Below are 16,050 nucleotides of genomic sequence, written 5' to 3' on the forward strand. Positions count from 1 at the left end.
GCCTCCTTATGCGTTCTTCTTCAATTTATGTTCAAGGTGTTGGATGTAGTAACTGAGTGGCAAGGTAATTACAAGGTAGAAGAGTCCAATGATAATGTAAGTCGTAAAGGTATCAAAGGAGTTCGCTGCCACGATGTTTCCTTGGTACATCAAGTCCAGTCCACCGACAAAGGCCAAAATTGATGAGTTCTTAACTAAGTTAATAAACTGATTTCCCAATGAAGGAATCGCCACCTTGAAGGCCTGAGGTAAAATAATCACCCGCATTGCCTGACCAAAGGTCAACCCGTTTGCTCGTGCCCCTTCCATCTGACCGGCTTCAATGGAAAGAATACCAGCTCGAACGGATTCGGCAATAAAGGCTGAGGTATACAGCGTCAAAGCAATTGTTCCGGCCGTAAACCCTGTCATCTTAATCACCTTCGCTACCGCGAGGTAGAAGAAAAGCGTGATAATCAACAGCGGAATGTTTCGGAAAACCTGGACATAGATATTACCGATTGTGCGGGCCGTTCTTGAATTCGTGACCTGCATAATCGCAAAAATTGTTCCTAAAATCAGTGATCCCACCAAGGCAAAGATACTAGCCAACAGGGTGTGACCAAATCCTTGGAGGAAGACCGAGAAATTTTGTTCAAACAAACTCATTCGTGCACCTCCAAATCATGCCAATCCAAACCTGGCACCTGACCGAACCACTTCTTAATCAACTGGTTGTAGACACCGTTCTTCTTCATGGTGTTAATTGCCTGATTGACTTGATCAACCATTGGCTTTTGATCATGGTCAAAGGCTGCCCCGTAAGGGCCGTTGGTCAATGTACCACCAACAACCTGGTAGTCTGGGTTTTCCGTGGCCAAACCATACAAGATCGCGTTATCGGTTGAGATTGCTTGTCCTTGACCAGCCTTCAATGCCTGCATGGCAGAAGCATAGTCTTGTAAGGCAATCGTCTTGGCCTTCGGTGCAAACTTCTTAATATTTTGTGCTGCGGTTGTTCCCACAACGACCAAAACAGTCTTGCTTGGGTCGTTCAAATCATTGACAGACTTGATGCCTGAATCCTTCTTAACCAAAAGTGACTGACCCGCTGGGAAATATGGTTGACTGAAATCAACAATCTTTGCCCGTTCTGGGGTAATCGTCATCACACCGAAGACTCCATCAATATTGGTATTCTTCAGCAACTGAATTTTAGAGGCAGTTGAAACCGTCACGAAGGATGGTGTCAACTTTTCGCCAATTTGCTTACCGATTTGCTTGGTGACAGCCTTGGCCATGTCGACATCGAATCCTTCAGATTGACCAGTCTTCGTGTCCATCAAACCAAACAGCTTCGTATCAGCCTTGGTTCCCCAAACAATTTTCCCACTCTTCTTTACTCGAGTGAGGGTATCTTGGTGCTTGGCATTATGTGCAACCGTTTGTTGCGCCCAAAATAGACCAAGGACAATGGCCAGGGCTAAAATAATGGTCGCGATTAAGCCAAAGCGCCGCTTCTTTGCTTTTTCCATAAAGCAATTCCCCTTTCCCGTCTTCTTAGTGGTGTTCCACCTGGCTTAAGAACTTCTTCGCCCGCGGTTCTCGAGGATTTTCAAAGAAACTAGCTGTCGAATTATCTTCCAAAATGCGACCGTCGGCCATAAAGATCACCCGGTCGGCCACTGCCTTGGCAAAGCCCATTTCGTGAGTCACAACCAACAAAGTCATGGATGAATCCTTGGCGATATCACGCATAACATCCAAAACATCCCCAATCATTTCAGGGTCCAATGCAGAAGTTGGTTCATCGAACAAGAGTGCCTTTGGCTTCATTGCCAAAGACCGGGCAATGGCGATTCGTTGCTTTTGACCACCTGATAAGGCAGACGGCATGTTGTTGGCTTTGTCAGCCAAACCAACTTTTTCCAGCAATTCCATTGCGATTCGCTTGTTTTCGGCCTCTTCGCGGCCCAAAACTAGACGCGGTGCCAACATGATGTTCTCCAACGCTGTTTTGTTGTTATACAAATTAAAGTGTTGGAAGACCATCCCGACATCCCGACGGATCTTATTAATGTCGGTTTTGGGGTCGTGGAGGTCTTGACCATCCACAATCAACTGCCCGTCTTCGATTTCTTCTAAACCGTTGACGGTTCGAATCAAGGTCGACTTTCCTGACCCAGAAGGGCCGATTAAGACAACAGTCTCACCCGCATCAATTTTTAAATTGATGTCGTGGAGGGCATGAAAGTCACCATAGTACTTTTGTACATTTTTGAATTCGATCATTGACATCGTTTTTCTCCTTGCAACATTTATTCTAGTCGACCGTAAGTGGGACAAGCTTATTTCCATCTTACGGGTCAACGTCCTAAAATCTGACAAACTTTGTTAGCTAACATAACAAAAGAATGAAAAAAGTTTAAGGTTTTTCTTATATTAGCTACCTAAAAACAAACAAAAAGAGCAAAAGAAGACAAATGTTCTGCTTTTACTCTAAAATAATTCACCTACTTTTCACCCTTGTCGTTAGGCCCGGTGACCCGTTTCCAATGTATCTTCCATTTTTTCAATTAAAGGTTCGACAGGGAACCGATTTCTGAGGTAATCAAAAATGGCTAAGATAATTGGTCGAACAATCAAGAAGAAAATCGGTACAGCAACAAAGAAAGTTTTGACCCAATTCATCAAGTAACCTGGCAAGAATTGTGGGTAAAGACGATGGTACATTTCGGTCAACCAGAGCATCATGATGGAAACATTAAGCATCATCACAGTCAATGGAACCGTGTAACTTTCGGACAAATGATTTTTAATAAATTTCGGATAATGCTTATGAAGCCGCATGGTAATTGGCAAGGTCACAAAAGTACGCAAGCAATAAATAAAGACCACAACAACTGGATACATGAGCCAAACGCGTTCAAGCTTCTGTTCAGAAAAGCCAAAACGAATAACAGTATTATATGTGGACATGATGGCAACCATCACGATTGGAAAAACCCAAGCAAGGGTATTAGGGTGGTGCAAAAGCTTATGTAAAAATTTGGATAACGATTTCATCTAATAATTTTCCTTTCATTTTATTATTTTTCCGCCAAAAAAATCAGCCTGGGCGATCCGATGGCAACCCTAGCTGATTCAACGGCAGGAAATGTCAAAGCACTTATATTTCAACCATAACAGAAAACCTGACATTTGTCTAAATTTGTTAATATTTCTATCTTACTAGCAATAAATTACAAACTAAAAAAGCAATTCAGAATTGGAATTGCTTTCTCAAAGTTGTATCAATTGATGTTATTGTTGGCAAGCTTTAGCCTTAGCGCTGATTTTTACCAATCATTCGAACGTTTGCTAACTTATCGGTTGGAAAGACCAAGATCAACAGAATCAACAAGGACACGATATCGTTCAACACTCCGGTTGAACCAAAAGCATCAGACAAGATATCAATGGCAAAAACAATCCAAACCAGGACGGCATTCAACCCTGTGTCTCGAATGCGGCGGACTTCCAACGATAGCGAAGGAATTAAAATAGCCAGAAAAACCAATGCTGAGACAACTAGCCAAAGGATTAGACCACCCGACAAGGTCGTTAACCAATGCCAAATATTCATTTTTTCATTAGCTGGTGACAGGCCGGCAAAAACAGCCATAATCACAGTCGCAACTACCCAAAGAATTGCCAAAATGCCGCCAAGTAAAACCATCCACCAATATTCGGCCCTAGTCGCAGTACCGGTAAAGTTAAAATAGTTTTTCCAAAAGCTTTTGAAAGAAGCACCCATAGTCATTTGTGTTGTTCTCCTTCTCTATTCCTGTTGATGTCCATTGTACGCAAGCTTGGAAGGGCATGCAAGGTGGAATAGAGTTGGGAAAAGGATTTTTGATTCCGACCTTTTTCTGCTCACTGCTTTAACGAGAGGCGCTTTCCCTGTGCTTTCGCCTGCGCTTCGGTCATCGTGATGATGTTGGCCTTATTAGTACGAGCTGGCATTGAATCGGTACTATACCAGTAGACATCTGATTTTCCGCCACCAGTGACATAAACTGTTCTATCGGATTCACCGCTATTGCCTTGATCAGACTGAGTAGGTTGCGCAGCAGGCGCTGTAGACTGTTCTGTCGGGGTGGTCGATTGTGCTACTGAAGCATCTGATTGAGTTGCAGGAGCTGTACTTTGCTCCTGCTTTTTTGTCGTGGATTTGCTTGACTTACTCTTCTTTGTTGCAACACTAGTACCAGCCTCTGCAACCGTATTCGTAGCTCGTCCACTAGCATAATCAATTGTTCCGTTTGGTGTCACATTATCAAGAACAACATGAGTAACGCCATTGCTATCAGTTGATTCTTTACCGGACCCCAGCTTAATTACGAGTGTCTTACCTGAGCTATCTAAGCCAACATAGTCCAACTTGACCTGGCGAGGAATCAATTCATCCCCTTGGTAAATTGGTGTTACTTGGTAATCTAGCCAATAATTCGGATGGTTAGCCAACCAAGAGTCAAGACGATTTTCATAGAAAAGCATCGAATCCTGGTTACTATCGTTCATTCCCTTATAATTACCAGCATTCATCCAAGCCGTTTCTGGTACTAAGTTTTTGGGTTCATCATTCAAACCGCTAAATTGGTAACCAACCAAATGACCTCGGTTCATTACCCAAGCCTGCTTGGTTCCATCACCATAATAAAATTTAAAGTTGTGCCACCCGACCGGGTTGTACTTTAATTTTGCTGCCCGTTTAACTTTTGGCTCATCCTTATCCTGCAATTGAATATGAGAATAAGTTGCTCGCCCCAATCGATCCAAGTCACCCATGACCATTTGCCGCTTGCCGGTAAATGCTAAGAGGCCACTATCCGTTTGCTGTTTTTGGTCAACATTGGTACTTGAACTTTGAGTAGCTGCGGCACTACTTGAAGTCGCAGCCGATTTCTTTGACTGCGACGCCGTTGTAGCTGATTTTTTCGCCTTTGGCTTGTCATCCGCCTGTGATTGATCGGTAGGTGTCGTTACCCCGGCAATCATAAAGAAGGCCAGCGTTGCCGCTAGTAGCCACTTACCTCGCTTTGGCAGCTTTAATCCCGCCCGCTTATTTTTCATCCATTCGACCATTAGCCAAATCAGGGATACGAAAAATAGCATTACAAAAAATCCATTCATGGTTTCTCCCTCGCTCTTAGCGTGTGTTTGCGCACGTTGTTCAAGTTAATGGAAGAAAATACTAAATTTATTGATTATATTTTCTTAGCAATTAAAGACGTTGCTAAAAAAGTTTCTCTAGTACCTCTACATTCACCCAATCCAAACGTTAGACATTTAGATATTAATTTATACCTTTTTCTATTCTACAGTATTTTTTTCTAATGTGTATCAGTGTATAAATATTCAAAGAGACTGCAACAAAAAGTAATTTTATATCGACTAAAGCATGACAAAATTATCAACCAGCATTTACCCCGGCATTATTTGATTAATTGATTGGATGAGGAAATTTTAAGTTTTAGCTCCTCCTGTCGATTAAACATTCGTTCAAAAACGCTATAATCAACAAAAGCACATTTTCAACGCTCACAGTGCAATTCAAGCCAGGGCTAAACCCTCCACAACATCTTGGTTAATAAAGGAAAAGAACAATGAAATTCAATAAAACCATCCCCGAATTATCCGTCTTTAGCCTTGAACAATCAAAACGCTTTTATCTCGATACTTTAAAATTTAAAGTTGAGTATGAACGACCAGGTAAACATTTCGTTTTCTTAAGTAAAGATGGTAACCAGGTCATGTTGGAAGAAATTCACGATAGCGGTTGGAACACTGCAGAGCTCGTTTACCCTCTCGGGCGTGGTATCAATTTATCATTTGAAATCCCAGCAATTGATAATTTCTATCATGAAATTATGAGCAGTGGTGTGTCCCTATTTCGTGAACTAACAGTCAGCCGATACGAAGGTGCTGACGGTTTGATTGTTCAAAAAGAATTTTTAATTCAAGATCCAAATGGCTACTTGCTGAGATTTACGGATTAAAAAAAGCTGGCATTCCAACGGTCAGCATATGTTAAGCCGTTTTAAGTTATACTGTTTGTAATATCACACCCAGTAACTTTCAGAATCTCACAGTACTGATTTAAAAAAATCAGCCTTTATTCTGATTTCAACTCTAAACAATGGCAATACGAGATTAAACAGGAGAAATTATGTTTACAGGAAAAAATGTAAAATTATCGCATTACCACGAAGGTGATGGCAACGACTTTGCCAGCTGGCAATGGGATGAAAACTTTATTAATCCGCTGTCTGATGACGTCATTCACCCCTTTACGGCGGAAGATTGGGAAAAGATTTTTCGTAATTCTTCTAGAAGTGACGAAAATGTTGAATTTACCGTTCGCAAGGTCGATGATGACAGCTTAATTGGGTTTGTCAGCTTATCAAATATCAGTATTCGTAACCATTCTTGTGAACTTGGTATTGGTTTTCCAAAAGAAGAAGACCGATTCAAAGGCTATGGTCAAGAAACACTGTCATTGATATTGGACTATGGTTTCAATAACCTGAACATGCATAAAATAAAATTGTCGGTCTTCCCTTTCAATACCGGAGCTGTAAAAGCCTATACTAAGGCTGGTTTTGTCAAAGAAGGTACTTCAAAAAATGAAGTCTTCTATGATGGTCATTGGGTTGATTTTGACCACTATGCTATCTTTCAAGAGGACTGGTTGGCTAGTCGGCGATAATACAAAAAATGAATTAAAAAAGCCACTACCCAAACCAGAGTAGTGGCTTTGTACTAATATTTTTGACCAACCTATTTAATGAGTTATAATACTTTTCACGGCAAAATAAAGGAGGCTTAATAATGGCAATTACATTTGGTAAACCAAAAGAAACTGATTTAGATAAAATTATGAATATTGAAAATTCAGGTTTTTCTGAGGCCGAGGCGGCCACCAAGGAAAGTATGTTAGAACGAATAAAAGTTATCCCAGATACGTTTATTGTTGCCTATGATGAACAAGAAAATCCTGCAGGTTACATTGTTGGTCCGGCGTCGACAGAACGTTATATTTCAGACGAACTATTTGAAACATCAGTTCCCAATTCAGATCAAGCACCCTATCAAACAATTCTGAGTTTGGTCGTATCACCAGACAAACAAAAAATGGGCATTGCAGGTCAATTATTACAACAACTGGCTATCGTTTCGAAGCAACAAGGACGTCAGTTAATAACCTTAACATGTTTAGAAAAACTGGTTCCTTTTTATGAAAGAAACGGTTATCAAGTCGATGGCATTTCTGATTCTCAGCATGCTGGTGAGACTTGGTATAACATGACTAAAATGCTTTAATTAATGCCATTGAAAACAAAATTCACTATTACAACACAAATCAAGCTACAAGGCCAGTTACCGATTAAATATCAGTAGCTGGCCTTTTAATTTACTTCAACTTAACTTTATCTTGTTTCGCCAGTTTGCTCATCATAAAAGCCCCAGAATATTGTCTTCATTCTGAGGCTCATGTTGTCGTAAACCACGCATCATTTGATGAGCTGATTTATCAATTTTATTTTTGTGCCTTTTTTGCCTGTACAGCAAACATGACAAAAATTAATAGGGAAATAACAAACAACAACCACATAAATCCTTGCATTCCACTTGCAAGTCCTGCCGAGCTAGAACCAAACAATGCTGCAACAGTTGTTCCAGCAGCAGCCATGAACATTTGTCCAGCCTGAATAATCGCATTTCCATCGCTTTGTTCTTCTGGTGAGACATCAACCAATGCTGCGGTCATTCCAGTACTAAAGGACATTGTTCGCCCAATAGTAAACAGCGTATAAGTAAGCACAATCGTCATAAACGTCAAGTTTTTAGCCCACAAAGACATAGCTAATAATGCTAATGCAAAGAGGATATTACCGGCAAAAAGTAACTTTGTTGATCCGATTCGGTCATAGAGCGAACCAAACAAAGGTGTTAATAGGGCACCAATAAACGTCCCTGGAAGTAATGAGAAGCCTGCTAGTAAACTACTTGAGTGTACTACTGACTGAAGATAATTAGGTAGTAACAATCCCAATCCTAGGTTAGCAAACATGTAAAGAATAACCGGAATCCATAGCAAAGTAAAAGACGGTACCTTAAACAAGTGAATATTTAAGAAAGTTTTCTTACTATTAAGTGAAACCTTGATAAAGAGGAACAGTGCAATGATTGTCAATACTAACAAAACGTAGTTAACCGAACCAGATTCTAATTGGTTAACCGTTAAGATACCTGCAATCAAAGCGAAAGCGAGTAAGAAGAATGAAGTAAAATCAAATGACAAGTTTTCGTTCGTCTCACTATGAGCTGGTATCGTTGCGATTCCAATCAAGATTGATAGGGCTGGAATTACCAATAACGTGAAAAAGATTGAACGCCAACCCAAACTTTCAACCAATGCTCCACCATACGTAGGGCCAATTGATGGTGCCAAACCAATAACCATTGATCCAATTCCCATCCAGGTACCAATCTTGTCAAAAGGTACCAAGGTCAAAATTAGATTGAACATCAATGGCATCGCCAAACCTGCTGATACCCCTTCTAAGACTCGCCCAAGTAATAGAAATGAAAATGATGGAGCAAACCCGGCCAATATACTTCCTAAAATAAAACCAGCATTAGCGCCAATCCAAACATTTTTGTTACCAAATCGCTTAGTTAAATATGAACTAATCGTCATCGTAACAGTCACTGCTAGCAAATAAGCGGTGGTAACCCATTGAACATCATTTAATGAGATGTTAAAGACTTTTGTTAAAGCCGGAAAGGTCACATTAAGGGCCGTTTCAACCATGACGCCCCCTGCAGCCAATATGGCTGCAGCAACAATTGCTAACTTATTTTTTAATACAAATTCCCGATTTTCCATCATTCCTCCGTTATTTCTCAAATGAGTGTAAGAATTTTAAAATTGTTTTGTTTTCCTCTTCAGAGAACTGAGAAAAAATATCTCGCTCATAATCTTGGATATAGTTTTTAACCAAATTGGAAATTTGCTGTCCCTTTTCAGTTAATTTGATTTCATTCACTCTTTTATCTTTGAGGCTTTTAATTCTTTGAACTAACGCTTTATGTTCTAAACGATCAATCATCACTGTAACCGTAGAGCCTTGTATTTGAAACTCATTTTCGATATCTTTTTGCGTCACTTCATCCGAATTAGAACGTAAATAGTCAATGACAGCCATTTGGACCCCGGTTAGTCCATATGGCTTTGCTAACTCATCTAATTGCGAATTAAGCCTTGAATGGGCTATCTTAATCAGCCGTCCTATTGATTCGTCCATAATACCTCCTATTTTTTACTCCTGTCTTTTAAATAGTTAGTTGCCTAACTAACGAAATATTATTTTATCACGCATTTTTTTATTTGTCCATGCAAACATTTATGCTAACCTGCATTGTCTAAGTTCAAGTTGAGTCATTGAGAATAACAAAAATTAAAATTGTTTACATCGATAGATAAAAATATTGTTCAAAGTGGCGCACGTTTGTTCCCTGATTTTGTTAGTTATTTCTACATTGATATTCAAAGTTGTTTTTGCATCAGTATAGTCAAGGAAGTCTATACCTGTTGTTGCGCGCTTGCGCCTTGCTTCAGTGTCAAGATTGTCTAATTATGGGAAGGGCCGTACCATTATAAGAGATTCCTGTACTAATTAAAAAATTCGACTGTGAAGTCGATTACGATTCAGAACAGCAGCAATATGAGATTGAAAAGAAGAAGACCTGTCCAAAGGGTACGGCCAAGAAACACTGTCCTTGATGTTGGACTATGGTTTCAACAATCTGAACATGCACAAAATGAAATTGTCCGTCTTCCCTTTCAACGCAGGAGCTGTAAAGGCCTATACTAAGGCTTGCTTTGTCAAGGAAGGTGCTTCAAAAGATGAAATCTTCTATGATGGTCAATGGGTCGATTTTGACCACTACGCTATCTTTCAAGAGGACTGGTTGGCTAGTCATCAATAAAAAGAATGAATAGCATATATTAAAAAAGAGGTCACTACCTGGTTCGGGTAGTGACCTTTTATTTAGTGTTTTCTTTGGGTACTTTCCCAACTTGAATTATGATTGCCGCAATGATGGCCATCACGCTAGAAATGCACAGAATAATGTTTTTACCAAAAATCGGGTAGCCACCAACTAAAATGATAGTACCAAATGGCGTAGCAATCGTTAAAATACTACTCAAAATTCCTAAGATGATACTTAGTGAGGATGAGTCAGCATTTTTCATTAATAGGGCATACATCTTAGGATTGATTTTACCTGCTAAATAGGCAATCAAAGCTAAAAGAATGAGTGTAAAGATTAGTCCTAAATTGAAAATTAACGTTAGATAAAGGGCAAAGATTGCCACACCCACAATGGTGATGATTGATTTAAAAGAAAGAGATTTAAAGGGATCGTTTACAATCACGGCACCAGCAATGCTGGCAAAAACAAAAAGAACATTAATAATCAAAATGGTAACACCAAAATTAAAGGGTGATGCCGAAGGTGTATCTAATACATACAAATTTAAAATGCCATCGATACTAGCGCCAAGAGCATTGATTAAAATAATAGCGCTAATGGAATTGAAAACAGGCAGTTGGATAACGCGGGCATACAGCCGCAAAGCCTCTTTAAACTTAATTGATTTTGGTGCTTGTCCCGGTGCTGAATCAACTTGCTGACTTTGGTAGTCAAGGTGCTTATGAGAAACTGATAAAATAATCGCTGAAATCAAGAAAGTTACGCCATTTAACAAACTACCCGTCATATAATCATGAGTGAAACCGATGTAGCTAACACCAATCGCCTGCCCAATCGGTTGGATTAGTTGACTGATACTTTGATAAATACCCATTGCTTGTTGTTGTAAATCTTCCTCAACTTTATTTTGAATAATCGGCATTTTCATTAAATTAATCACAATGCCAGCCATATCGGAAACGATATTAATGATAAGGGCAAAGGCGATGTAGTTGTGATTACCATGGAAAAGAGCAGCTAAAACGAAGAACAGACTACTTTGACATAATGTCAAGGTAATAATCCAACGAGTTTTATGCTGGACACTACCAGAAATTTTCCCTAGAAAAGCAGAGGCAACACCTGGTAAGACAGTTGCGATTGAAACGGCAGCAACCCAAAATGAAGGGGTGCTAGTACTTTTAGCCAAAAGAAGTAAAACAATATTGAAGAAACTAATCCCAATCACTTCAAACAAACTGCTAAAAGACAGAGACCGAAAAGCTTTATTTTGCACTAAATTCATGTGTTTCTCTCCGAATTATGAATTATGAATAATTAATTATAATAATATTATTTTTTTATAATTAAAATGTCAAATTATAATGGCAAAAAGTCCGTGCCCATATTCTTGTCTTGCAAATTAATCACTTTACAAATTAATATGAGGTATCGATTTAAATATTAGGAGTAATTATGACGGCTGGAAATAACATTAAATTTTATCGTGAAAAGAATGGCTTGACTCAAAAAGAATTATCACAACAAATCCATGTCTCTCGACAAACTATTTCAAATTGGGAAAATGGAATAAGCTATCCAGATATAGAAAGCACTGTTATCATGAGCAGTATTTTTAATTGTTCTTTAGATGAACTACTAAATAGAAATTATGCCTTAGTAGTTAAAAAATTAAGAATAAAAAAAATAGTTCAAAAAGTGAATAAATATGGTACTTTACTATTTTTGATAGCTAATATGATTACGCTTTTTATTAATTTCACGATCGGTAGAAAGCTAAGTTGGTCACTTATTCCACTAGCCTCTTCTATTTTAGTCGTAACTTTTATTCAAACATTTTGTCGCGTTCAACGGTCGCCATTATTAAAAGCAACCTTACTATCATATCTTCCAATGTTAGTGTTATTTTTTGCTATCGAACTCAACACAGCTAGCATGGACTTTTATAATACTATTGAAGCCGTAAGTTTGTAGTATCTTTATTATCTATTCGTTGTTTATTTGATAGAAATTTCTAATATACGTTTTTATACTTGTTTATGGATTTTCGCATTTCTAAATTTTCCCATAAAATTTTTCACTAGAATGATTTTGCATTCTAATTTTACATTTATAGATATGATGATAAAAATAGCATTAATACTTGTTGTTACATTGACAGCCGTTTTAAACATTAAGGGTGATTACCTTAATAACATGCTGAATAAATATCGCTTGTTTGCATCGAACAAATAATAAAACTTTTTGAAGTAGAGAATTTAATCGACTATCTAATCATTTGTCAGTAATGTTAAGGTTAAACCATCATAATTACTATACAAACTGCCGGAACACTTTTTGATATAATTAAGAATGAGCCAAAGAAAGGAGAAACTCTTTGTACAATCTATTTCGCAAATATCATACTTTGGTTTTGGCAGTAATCTCATTCGTAACAGTCGCCAATATATTTATTAGTATTCATACTCATAATAAATATGAATTCTTAAGCGTTCTTGTTTGGCTTTTTACGGCAATATTAGCGACCATTAACGCAAAAGCTCAACGCTCTCAAAATTGATTTTTTCACAATCAGAGAATGGCACTCTAACAGCTTTCTAAGAGGCATACCAATGCTTTTTAGTTAAATTCATAAATCGCCCACAATCCTGATACTCATCGGGTTGTGGGCTCTTATTTTCGATAAAGCACGTTATGTTAAATTTAATTATCGGTATTTTTTATAAATGGTATCTTAATTAAAAAACCTAAAATCAACAAAAAGCGCTAGTTCCCTAGCCATTACCACAAATATTTTTATATCTTTTAAAAATTAAAATCTATCAACTCATTTTTAACAAAAAAGCTTACGATTTAGAATCGTAAGCTTTTTCTGTCACCTATCAGCACTTTTTCCAAAAAAGTACCATTTTGGTTAATTCTCTATGATTTCTCTTGATTTTCCTTGAATGCTAAAGTAGTGCTTTTCAAGATTTTTGACTACTAATGCCTACTGTTGCAGGCTTCTATGGAGAAGAAGGGACTCCAATAAGCCCAGTCATATCAACGTTTTAAGTTTTATCCGCTACTTTTTCCGCTACTTCTACTTTTTTAACTAATTAAATTGCTCAAGACTTCGCCCGTTTGTTCGCTGGCTTTCTTGGTAATTTCTGCATAAACATTTAACGTGATATTGGCGTCTGCATGTCCTAGGTAACTCTGTACCTGTTTCACGCTTGCCCCTTGTTCCAATGCTAATGTTGTCCAAGTATGGCGCAAGCCGTGCATGGCTATGCCGTTAGCCACTCTATAACTATCACTAACCTCATGTAGCCACTTATTGGGCCGAAGCGGTTGCAATGGTTTGCCGTTATTATTGAAAACAAAGCTATCAGGCTCTTTATTCTTGCTTAAGTTATACCATTGCGCCAGCTTTCTAACCATGTCACTAGCCACCTTGATTGTTCTTGTGCTGGTCTCTGACTTCGTGGCCTTGATGTATCCGTTACCATGCAAACCACGGCCTAGCGCTTGTTCTATGTTGATATAACCACCATCAAAGTTTACATGTTTCCACTGCAAGGCCAGAACTTCTTCCGTTCTCATCCCCGTGACGGCTACCAATCTCAACAGTGTGTAAGCCTGCCTGTTGATCTGGCAGTATTGGCCATCTAGCACCTCGATAAACCGTTTGAACTCTTCAGCGTCCATGGCTTTCTTTTTCGGCTGGCTCTTGCGCTCTCTTGGCATATCCACCTTAGTGAACGGGTCAACGTCTATCATGTCCATCTTAACGGCCATCTTAGTGAGTTGATTAAAATAGCCAACCACTTTTTTGTACTTAATCAGTTTAGCCTGCATTGTGTTAAGATATTGCTGTAAATATAGCGGGGTTATTTCACTAACTGGCGTATTCCCCCAAGTTGGCAAGATATGCAGGTCAAAATAGCTTAATACTTTTACTAGGCTACTTTCCTCTACAGTGTTTTGGTAACCATCTAGCCACATTTCATAAAGCTCTCGAACAGTAAAAACTGTTTTGGGGGCTTTTTCGTTGTACTGACTTTGTCCGTTGCTAAATAGCGTTACTTCGTTGTTAAACCATGCCGACGCTTCTCGTTTGCTTGAAAAACCTCGCTTTTGTACCTTCTTTCTTTTGCCGTTGGGCTGTAGTCCCAAATACCCGACTACTTCCCACGCTTTGCCTTTCTTTGTTTGAACCTCTTTTAATTGCATGTTGTCGCCTCCATAGCACCCTAGCTATGTACAAAAGGCAATTTTTGGGGATGTCATGAAAAAAAGGCGTGCGTTTTGACCGTCACTTACAGTCCATGAACGTCACGCCCCTTATTTTGCCACCGTTTAACCTTTTGCACAATGCAACATTTTTTATATTTTCTTAGCTGTTCACGGTATAAAACTCTTCAGCTTCTTCAAGTTCTTCATCAGCAACTTTTAAACGCGCTTCCCGTCTTTGGTGACGGTCATAGATAGCCCACTTCTCTGACTCTGTTAGTGGCTTTCTTGTTTTGTCGCCGTTGCTTAATCTATCCACGTCATAACCTAATTGTTTTAGCAGGTCTCTAAATGTCTCCGCCTCTTCTTCGGCATAGGTTGCTTTATTTTCGTGTAGCTTGGCATAGTATCTAAAAAAGTGGGCGCTTTGATAAAACTTATTTATTTGCCACTTTTGGCAAAAGATAACACCAACCATCACGGCCAACAATATCGCTATAAAAATATTCATTTTTCCCTTTCTTGTTCGTGTCATCTTGTGTCTAATTTGTGTCAGGTAAAAAAACGCTGTATCCCTTGTTGCTCTAAGCTCTAATCCTTTTTCGTGTCATTTGTGCCCGCTTTTTCCCACTTCTCCGCTCTATAGGGGGTGTGTTACCTCTCTCTTTTCTCCCCTTTCTATAAAGTTGAGGTCTTCAGAGTACTCAAAACCTGACACTTTTAACACAAAATATAGTTAAGACCTAGAGTAACAAGGTGTTTCAGATTTCAACTTTTAACACATTTCTGACACAGTGACGCCTCTTGAGCTCTCTTGACGGTTGAGCTCTGACACAAAAACCAACACATTTACCCAAAATCGTACTTTTCGAGGTCTAAACCTAGCCAACTAAATTGAGGGTTAGCACTTTCTCCCTCTGGATGAAGACGGGTTCTAGTACTTAAAATCCCTTTTTGTGTCAGGTTTGTGTCAAAACTCCGTTTATTTATTTTTGACTCAATTTTGTTGTCTCTTAACCAATCTTGGAACCTTGCAAAGGCTACTTGTTTTGATACACCACCCGTATATCCCTCTGGCGTTTCCTTTCGTGCTTCTAATAAGAAAGAGCTAACTAAGTCCTGACTGTTCGCCCAGTCTTTCGTGACCTCTTCAATTTCATCACTAACCGTCAGCCTCATATTGGCCTTGGCTTCTTGAAAGGCCCTAATGCACTCAATAGCAAAACCTCCTAGCTCTTTGATTGCCTCTTTCTCATTCCACAAGCTTTCACGGTGCTTGGCCTCTTTCGGGTTGTCTCGTACTTTCGGCGCAACTACTGGCACTAAGTGCATACGTTGGACTAAGGCAGAGCTAACCGATAGCTTAGGCTTGTTATTGCTTGCAAAGATGAGCAAGGCATAGAGCTCAACACTAATTGAGTTCGATCCTTTACCCTCGACTTCTACCAAGTCTCCCCCTGATAGAGTTTTTAGAGCGTCTGGCATGTCAATGCGAGTATCTGGTATATCTAGATGGATATTAGCCAACTTCCCAATCAGGTCAACCGTCCCAAAACGTGCACTCTTACCATTGCTACCGGTCAGCGTGTCAATGTCCTTGGCTGTGATGTTAGCCTGCCCGATAAGTGGCTTTACAATCTTGTCTACAAAGTAGCTTTTACCACTGCCACCCGTTTCATCTAACAGAATTGTAATGGTGTTAAAGGTATGTTGTTCTGGTATGAAAGCATAACCGATAATCTCCTTGAGATACTGCCAAGAATTGCCAAACAGGTATGCACCCCAAGCGTTGATATTCGGGGATGCTTG

The 16,050-nt window shown here is 39.1% G+C and carries 16 protein-coding genes and 1 pseudogene; 5 read left to right on the forward strand and 12 right to left on the reverse strand.

Annotated elements, in window-relative coordinates; genetic code table 11:
* Positions 1 to 6 precede the first annotated feature (6 nt).
* The 6 genes from AOQ32_RS04850 to AOQ32_RS04875 all read right to left on the reverse strand — a co-directional run bounded on the left by AOQ32_RS04850 (position 7) and on the right by AOQ32_RS04875 (position 5,094).
* On the reverse strand, positions 7 to 648 hold the full coding sequence (locus AOQ32_RS04850; protein ID WP_059393846.1) for an amino acid ABC transporter permease: 642 nt from the start codon (positions 646 to 648) through the stop codon (positions 7 to 9).
* A complete protein-coding gene (locus AOQ32_RS04855) occupies positions 645 to 1,514 on the reverse strand; it encodes a transporter substrate-binding domain-containing protein (protein WP_047974558.1) in 870 nt (289 codons plus the stop codon). Before AOQ32_RS04855 ends, AOQ32_RS04850 begins: the two co-directional genes overlap by 4 nt.
* Before the next feature lie 25 nt (positions 1,515 to 1,539).
* Positions 1,540 to 2,277 (reverse strand): amino acid ABC transporter ATP-binding protein, encoded by a 738-nt coding sequence (locus AOQ32_RS04860; protein ID WP_047974557.1) that lies wholly within the window; start codon positions 2,275 to 2,277, stop codon positions 1,540 to 1,542.
* Positions 2,278 to 2,511: 234 nt separating this feature from the next.
* Positions 2,512 to 3,045, reverse strand: a complete 534-nt coding sequence (locus AOQ32_RS04865) for a hypothetical protein (RefSeq protein WP_059393847.1) — start codon at positions 3,043 to 3,045, stop codon at positions 2,512 to 2,514.
* A 259-nt stretch (positions 3,046 to 3,304) separates the two neighbouring features.
* Positions 3,305 to 3,781, reverse strand: a complete 477-nt coding sequence (locus tag AOQ32_RS04870) for a DUF805 domain-containing protein (RefSeq protein WP_059393848.1) — start codon at positions 3,779 to 3,781, stop codon at positions 3,305 to 3,307.
* 113 nt (positions 3,782 to 3,894) lie between these two features.
* Positions 3,895 to 5,094: a DNA/RNA non-specific endonuclease gene (locus tag AOQ32_RS04875; RefSeq protein WP_083994419.1), complete on the reverse strand. Its 1,200-nt coding sequence runs from the start codon at positions 5,092 to 5,094 to the stop codon at positions 3,895 to 3,897.
* Positions 5,095 to 5,627: 533 nt separating this feature from the next.
* On the opposite strand from AOQ32_RS04875, the gene AOQ32_RS04880 reads away from it, so the two are divergent.
* The 3 genes from AOQ32_RS04880 (at position 5,628) to AOQ32_RS04890 (ending at position 7,344) form a co-directional block, all read left to right on the forward strand.
* Entirely contained in the window at positions 5,628 to 6,020 is a 393-nt protein-coding gene (locus AOQ32_RS04880; RefSeq protein WP_059393850.1) for a VOC family protein, read from the forward strand.
* Positions 6,021 to 6,190: 170 nt separating this feature from the next.
* Positions 6,191 to 6,730, forward strand: a complete 540-nt coding sequence (locus AOQ32_RS04885; protein ID WP_059393851.1) for a GNAT family N-acetyltransferase — start codon at positions 6,191 to 6,193, stop codon at positions 6,728 to 6,730.
* Between the two features lie 122 nt (positions 6,731 to 6,852).
* Positions 6,853 to 7,344: a GNAT family N-acetyltransferase gene (locus AOQ32_RS04890; RefSeq protein WP_059393852.1), complete on the forward strand. Its 492-nt coding sequence runs from the start codon at positions 6,853 to 6,855 to the stop codon at positions 7,342 to 7,344.
* A gap of 217 nt (positions 7,345 to 7,561) precedes the next feature.
* Here AOQ32_RS04890 and AOQ32_RS04895 read toward each other — a convergent pair whose 3' ends face one another.
* Both AOQ32_RS04895 and AOQ32_RS04900 read right to left on the reverse strand, forming a co-directional pair.
* A complete protein-coding gene (locus tag AOQ32_RS04895; protein WP_059393853.1) occupies positions 7,562 to 8,914 on the reverse strand; it encodes an MFS transporter in 1,353 nt (450 codons plus the stop codon).
* A 10-nt stretch (positions 8,915 to 8,924) separates the two neighbouring features.
* On the reverse strand, positions 8,925 to 9,332 hold the full coding sequence (locus AOQ32_RS04900; protein WP_059393854.1) for a MarR family winged helix-turn-helix transcriptional regulator: 408 nt from the start codon (positions 9,330 to 9,332) through the stop codon (positions 8,925 to 8,927).
* A gap of 430 nt (positions 9,333 to 9,762) precedes the next feature.
* On the opposite strand from AOQ32_RS04900, the pseudogene AOQ32_RS04905 reads away from it, so the two are divergent.
* A pseudogene (locus AOQ32_RS04905) lies at positions 9,763 to 10,017 on the forward strand (GNAT family N-acetyltransferase); the annotation flags it as partial.
* Between the two features lie 58 nt (positions 10,018 to 10,075).
* Here the strand turns inward: AOQ32_RS04905 and AOQ32_RS04910 are convergent.
* Entirely contained in the window at positions 10,076 to 11,311 is a 1,236-nt protein-coding gene (locus tag AOQ32_RS04910) for an MFS transporter (protein ID WP_059393855.1), read from the reverse strand.
* A 170-nt stretch (positions 11,312 to 11,481) separates the two neighbouring features.
* Here AOQ32_RS04910 and AOQ32_RS04915 point away from each other — a divergent pair, with 170 nt between their 5' ends.
* Positions 11,482 to 12,000, forward strand: coding sequence for a helix-turn-helix transcriptional regulator (locus AOQ32_RS04915; protein WP_059393856.1), 519 nt, complete (start codon positions 11,482 to 11,484; stop codon positions 11,998 to 12,000).
* 1,116 nt (positions 12,001 to 13,116) lie between these two features.
* Here AOQ32_RS04915 and AOQ32_RS04925 read toward each other — a convergent pair.
* The 3 genes from AOQ32_RS04925 to AOQ32_RS08665 form a co-directional block, all read right to left on the reverse strand.
* The gene (locus tag AOQ32_RS04925; RefSeq protein ID WP_059393858.1) at positions 13,117 to 14,241 is read right to left on the reverse strand and encodes a site-specific integrase; all 1,125 of its coding nucleotides are present in this window, start codon (positions 14,239 to 14,241) and stop codon (positions 13,117 to 13,119) included.
* A gap of 163 nt (positions 14,242 to 14,404) precedes the next feature.
* Entirely contained in the window at positions 14,405 to 14,776 is a 372-nt protein-coding gene (locus tag AOQ32_RS04930; RefSeq protein ID WP_242976720.1) for a hypothetical protein, read from the reverse strand.
* A gap of 314 nt (positions 14,777 to 15,090) precedes the next feature.
* On the reverse strand, positions 15,091 to 16,050 hold a 960-nt coding region (locus tag AOQ32_RS08665), incomplete at its 5' end, for a DUF5906 domain-containing protein (protein ID WP_059393860.1).

Source organism: Fructobacillus tropaeoli (genome assembly GCF_001047135.2).
Taxonomy (GTDB): domain Bacteria; phylum Bacillota; class Bacilli; order Lactobacillales; family Lactobacillaceae; genus Fructobacillus; species Fructobacillus tropaeoli.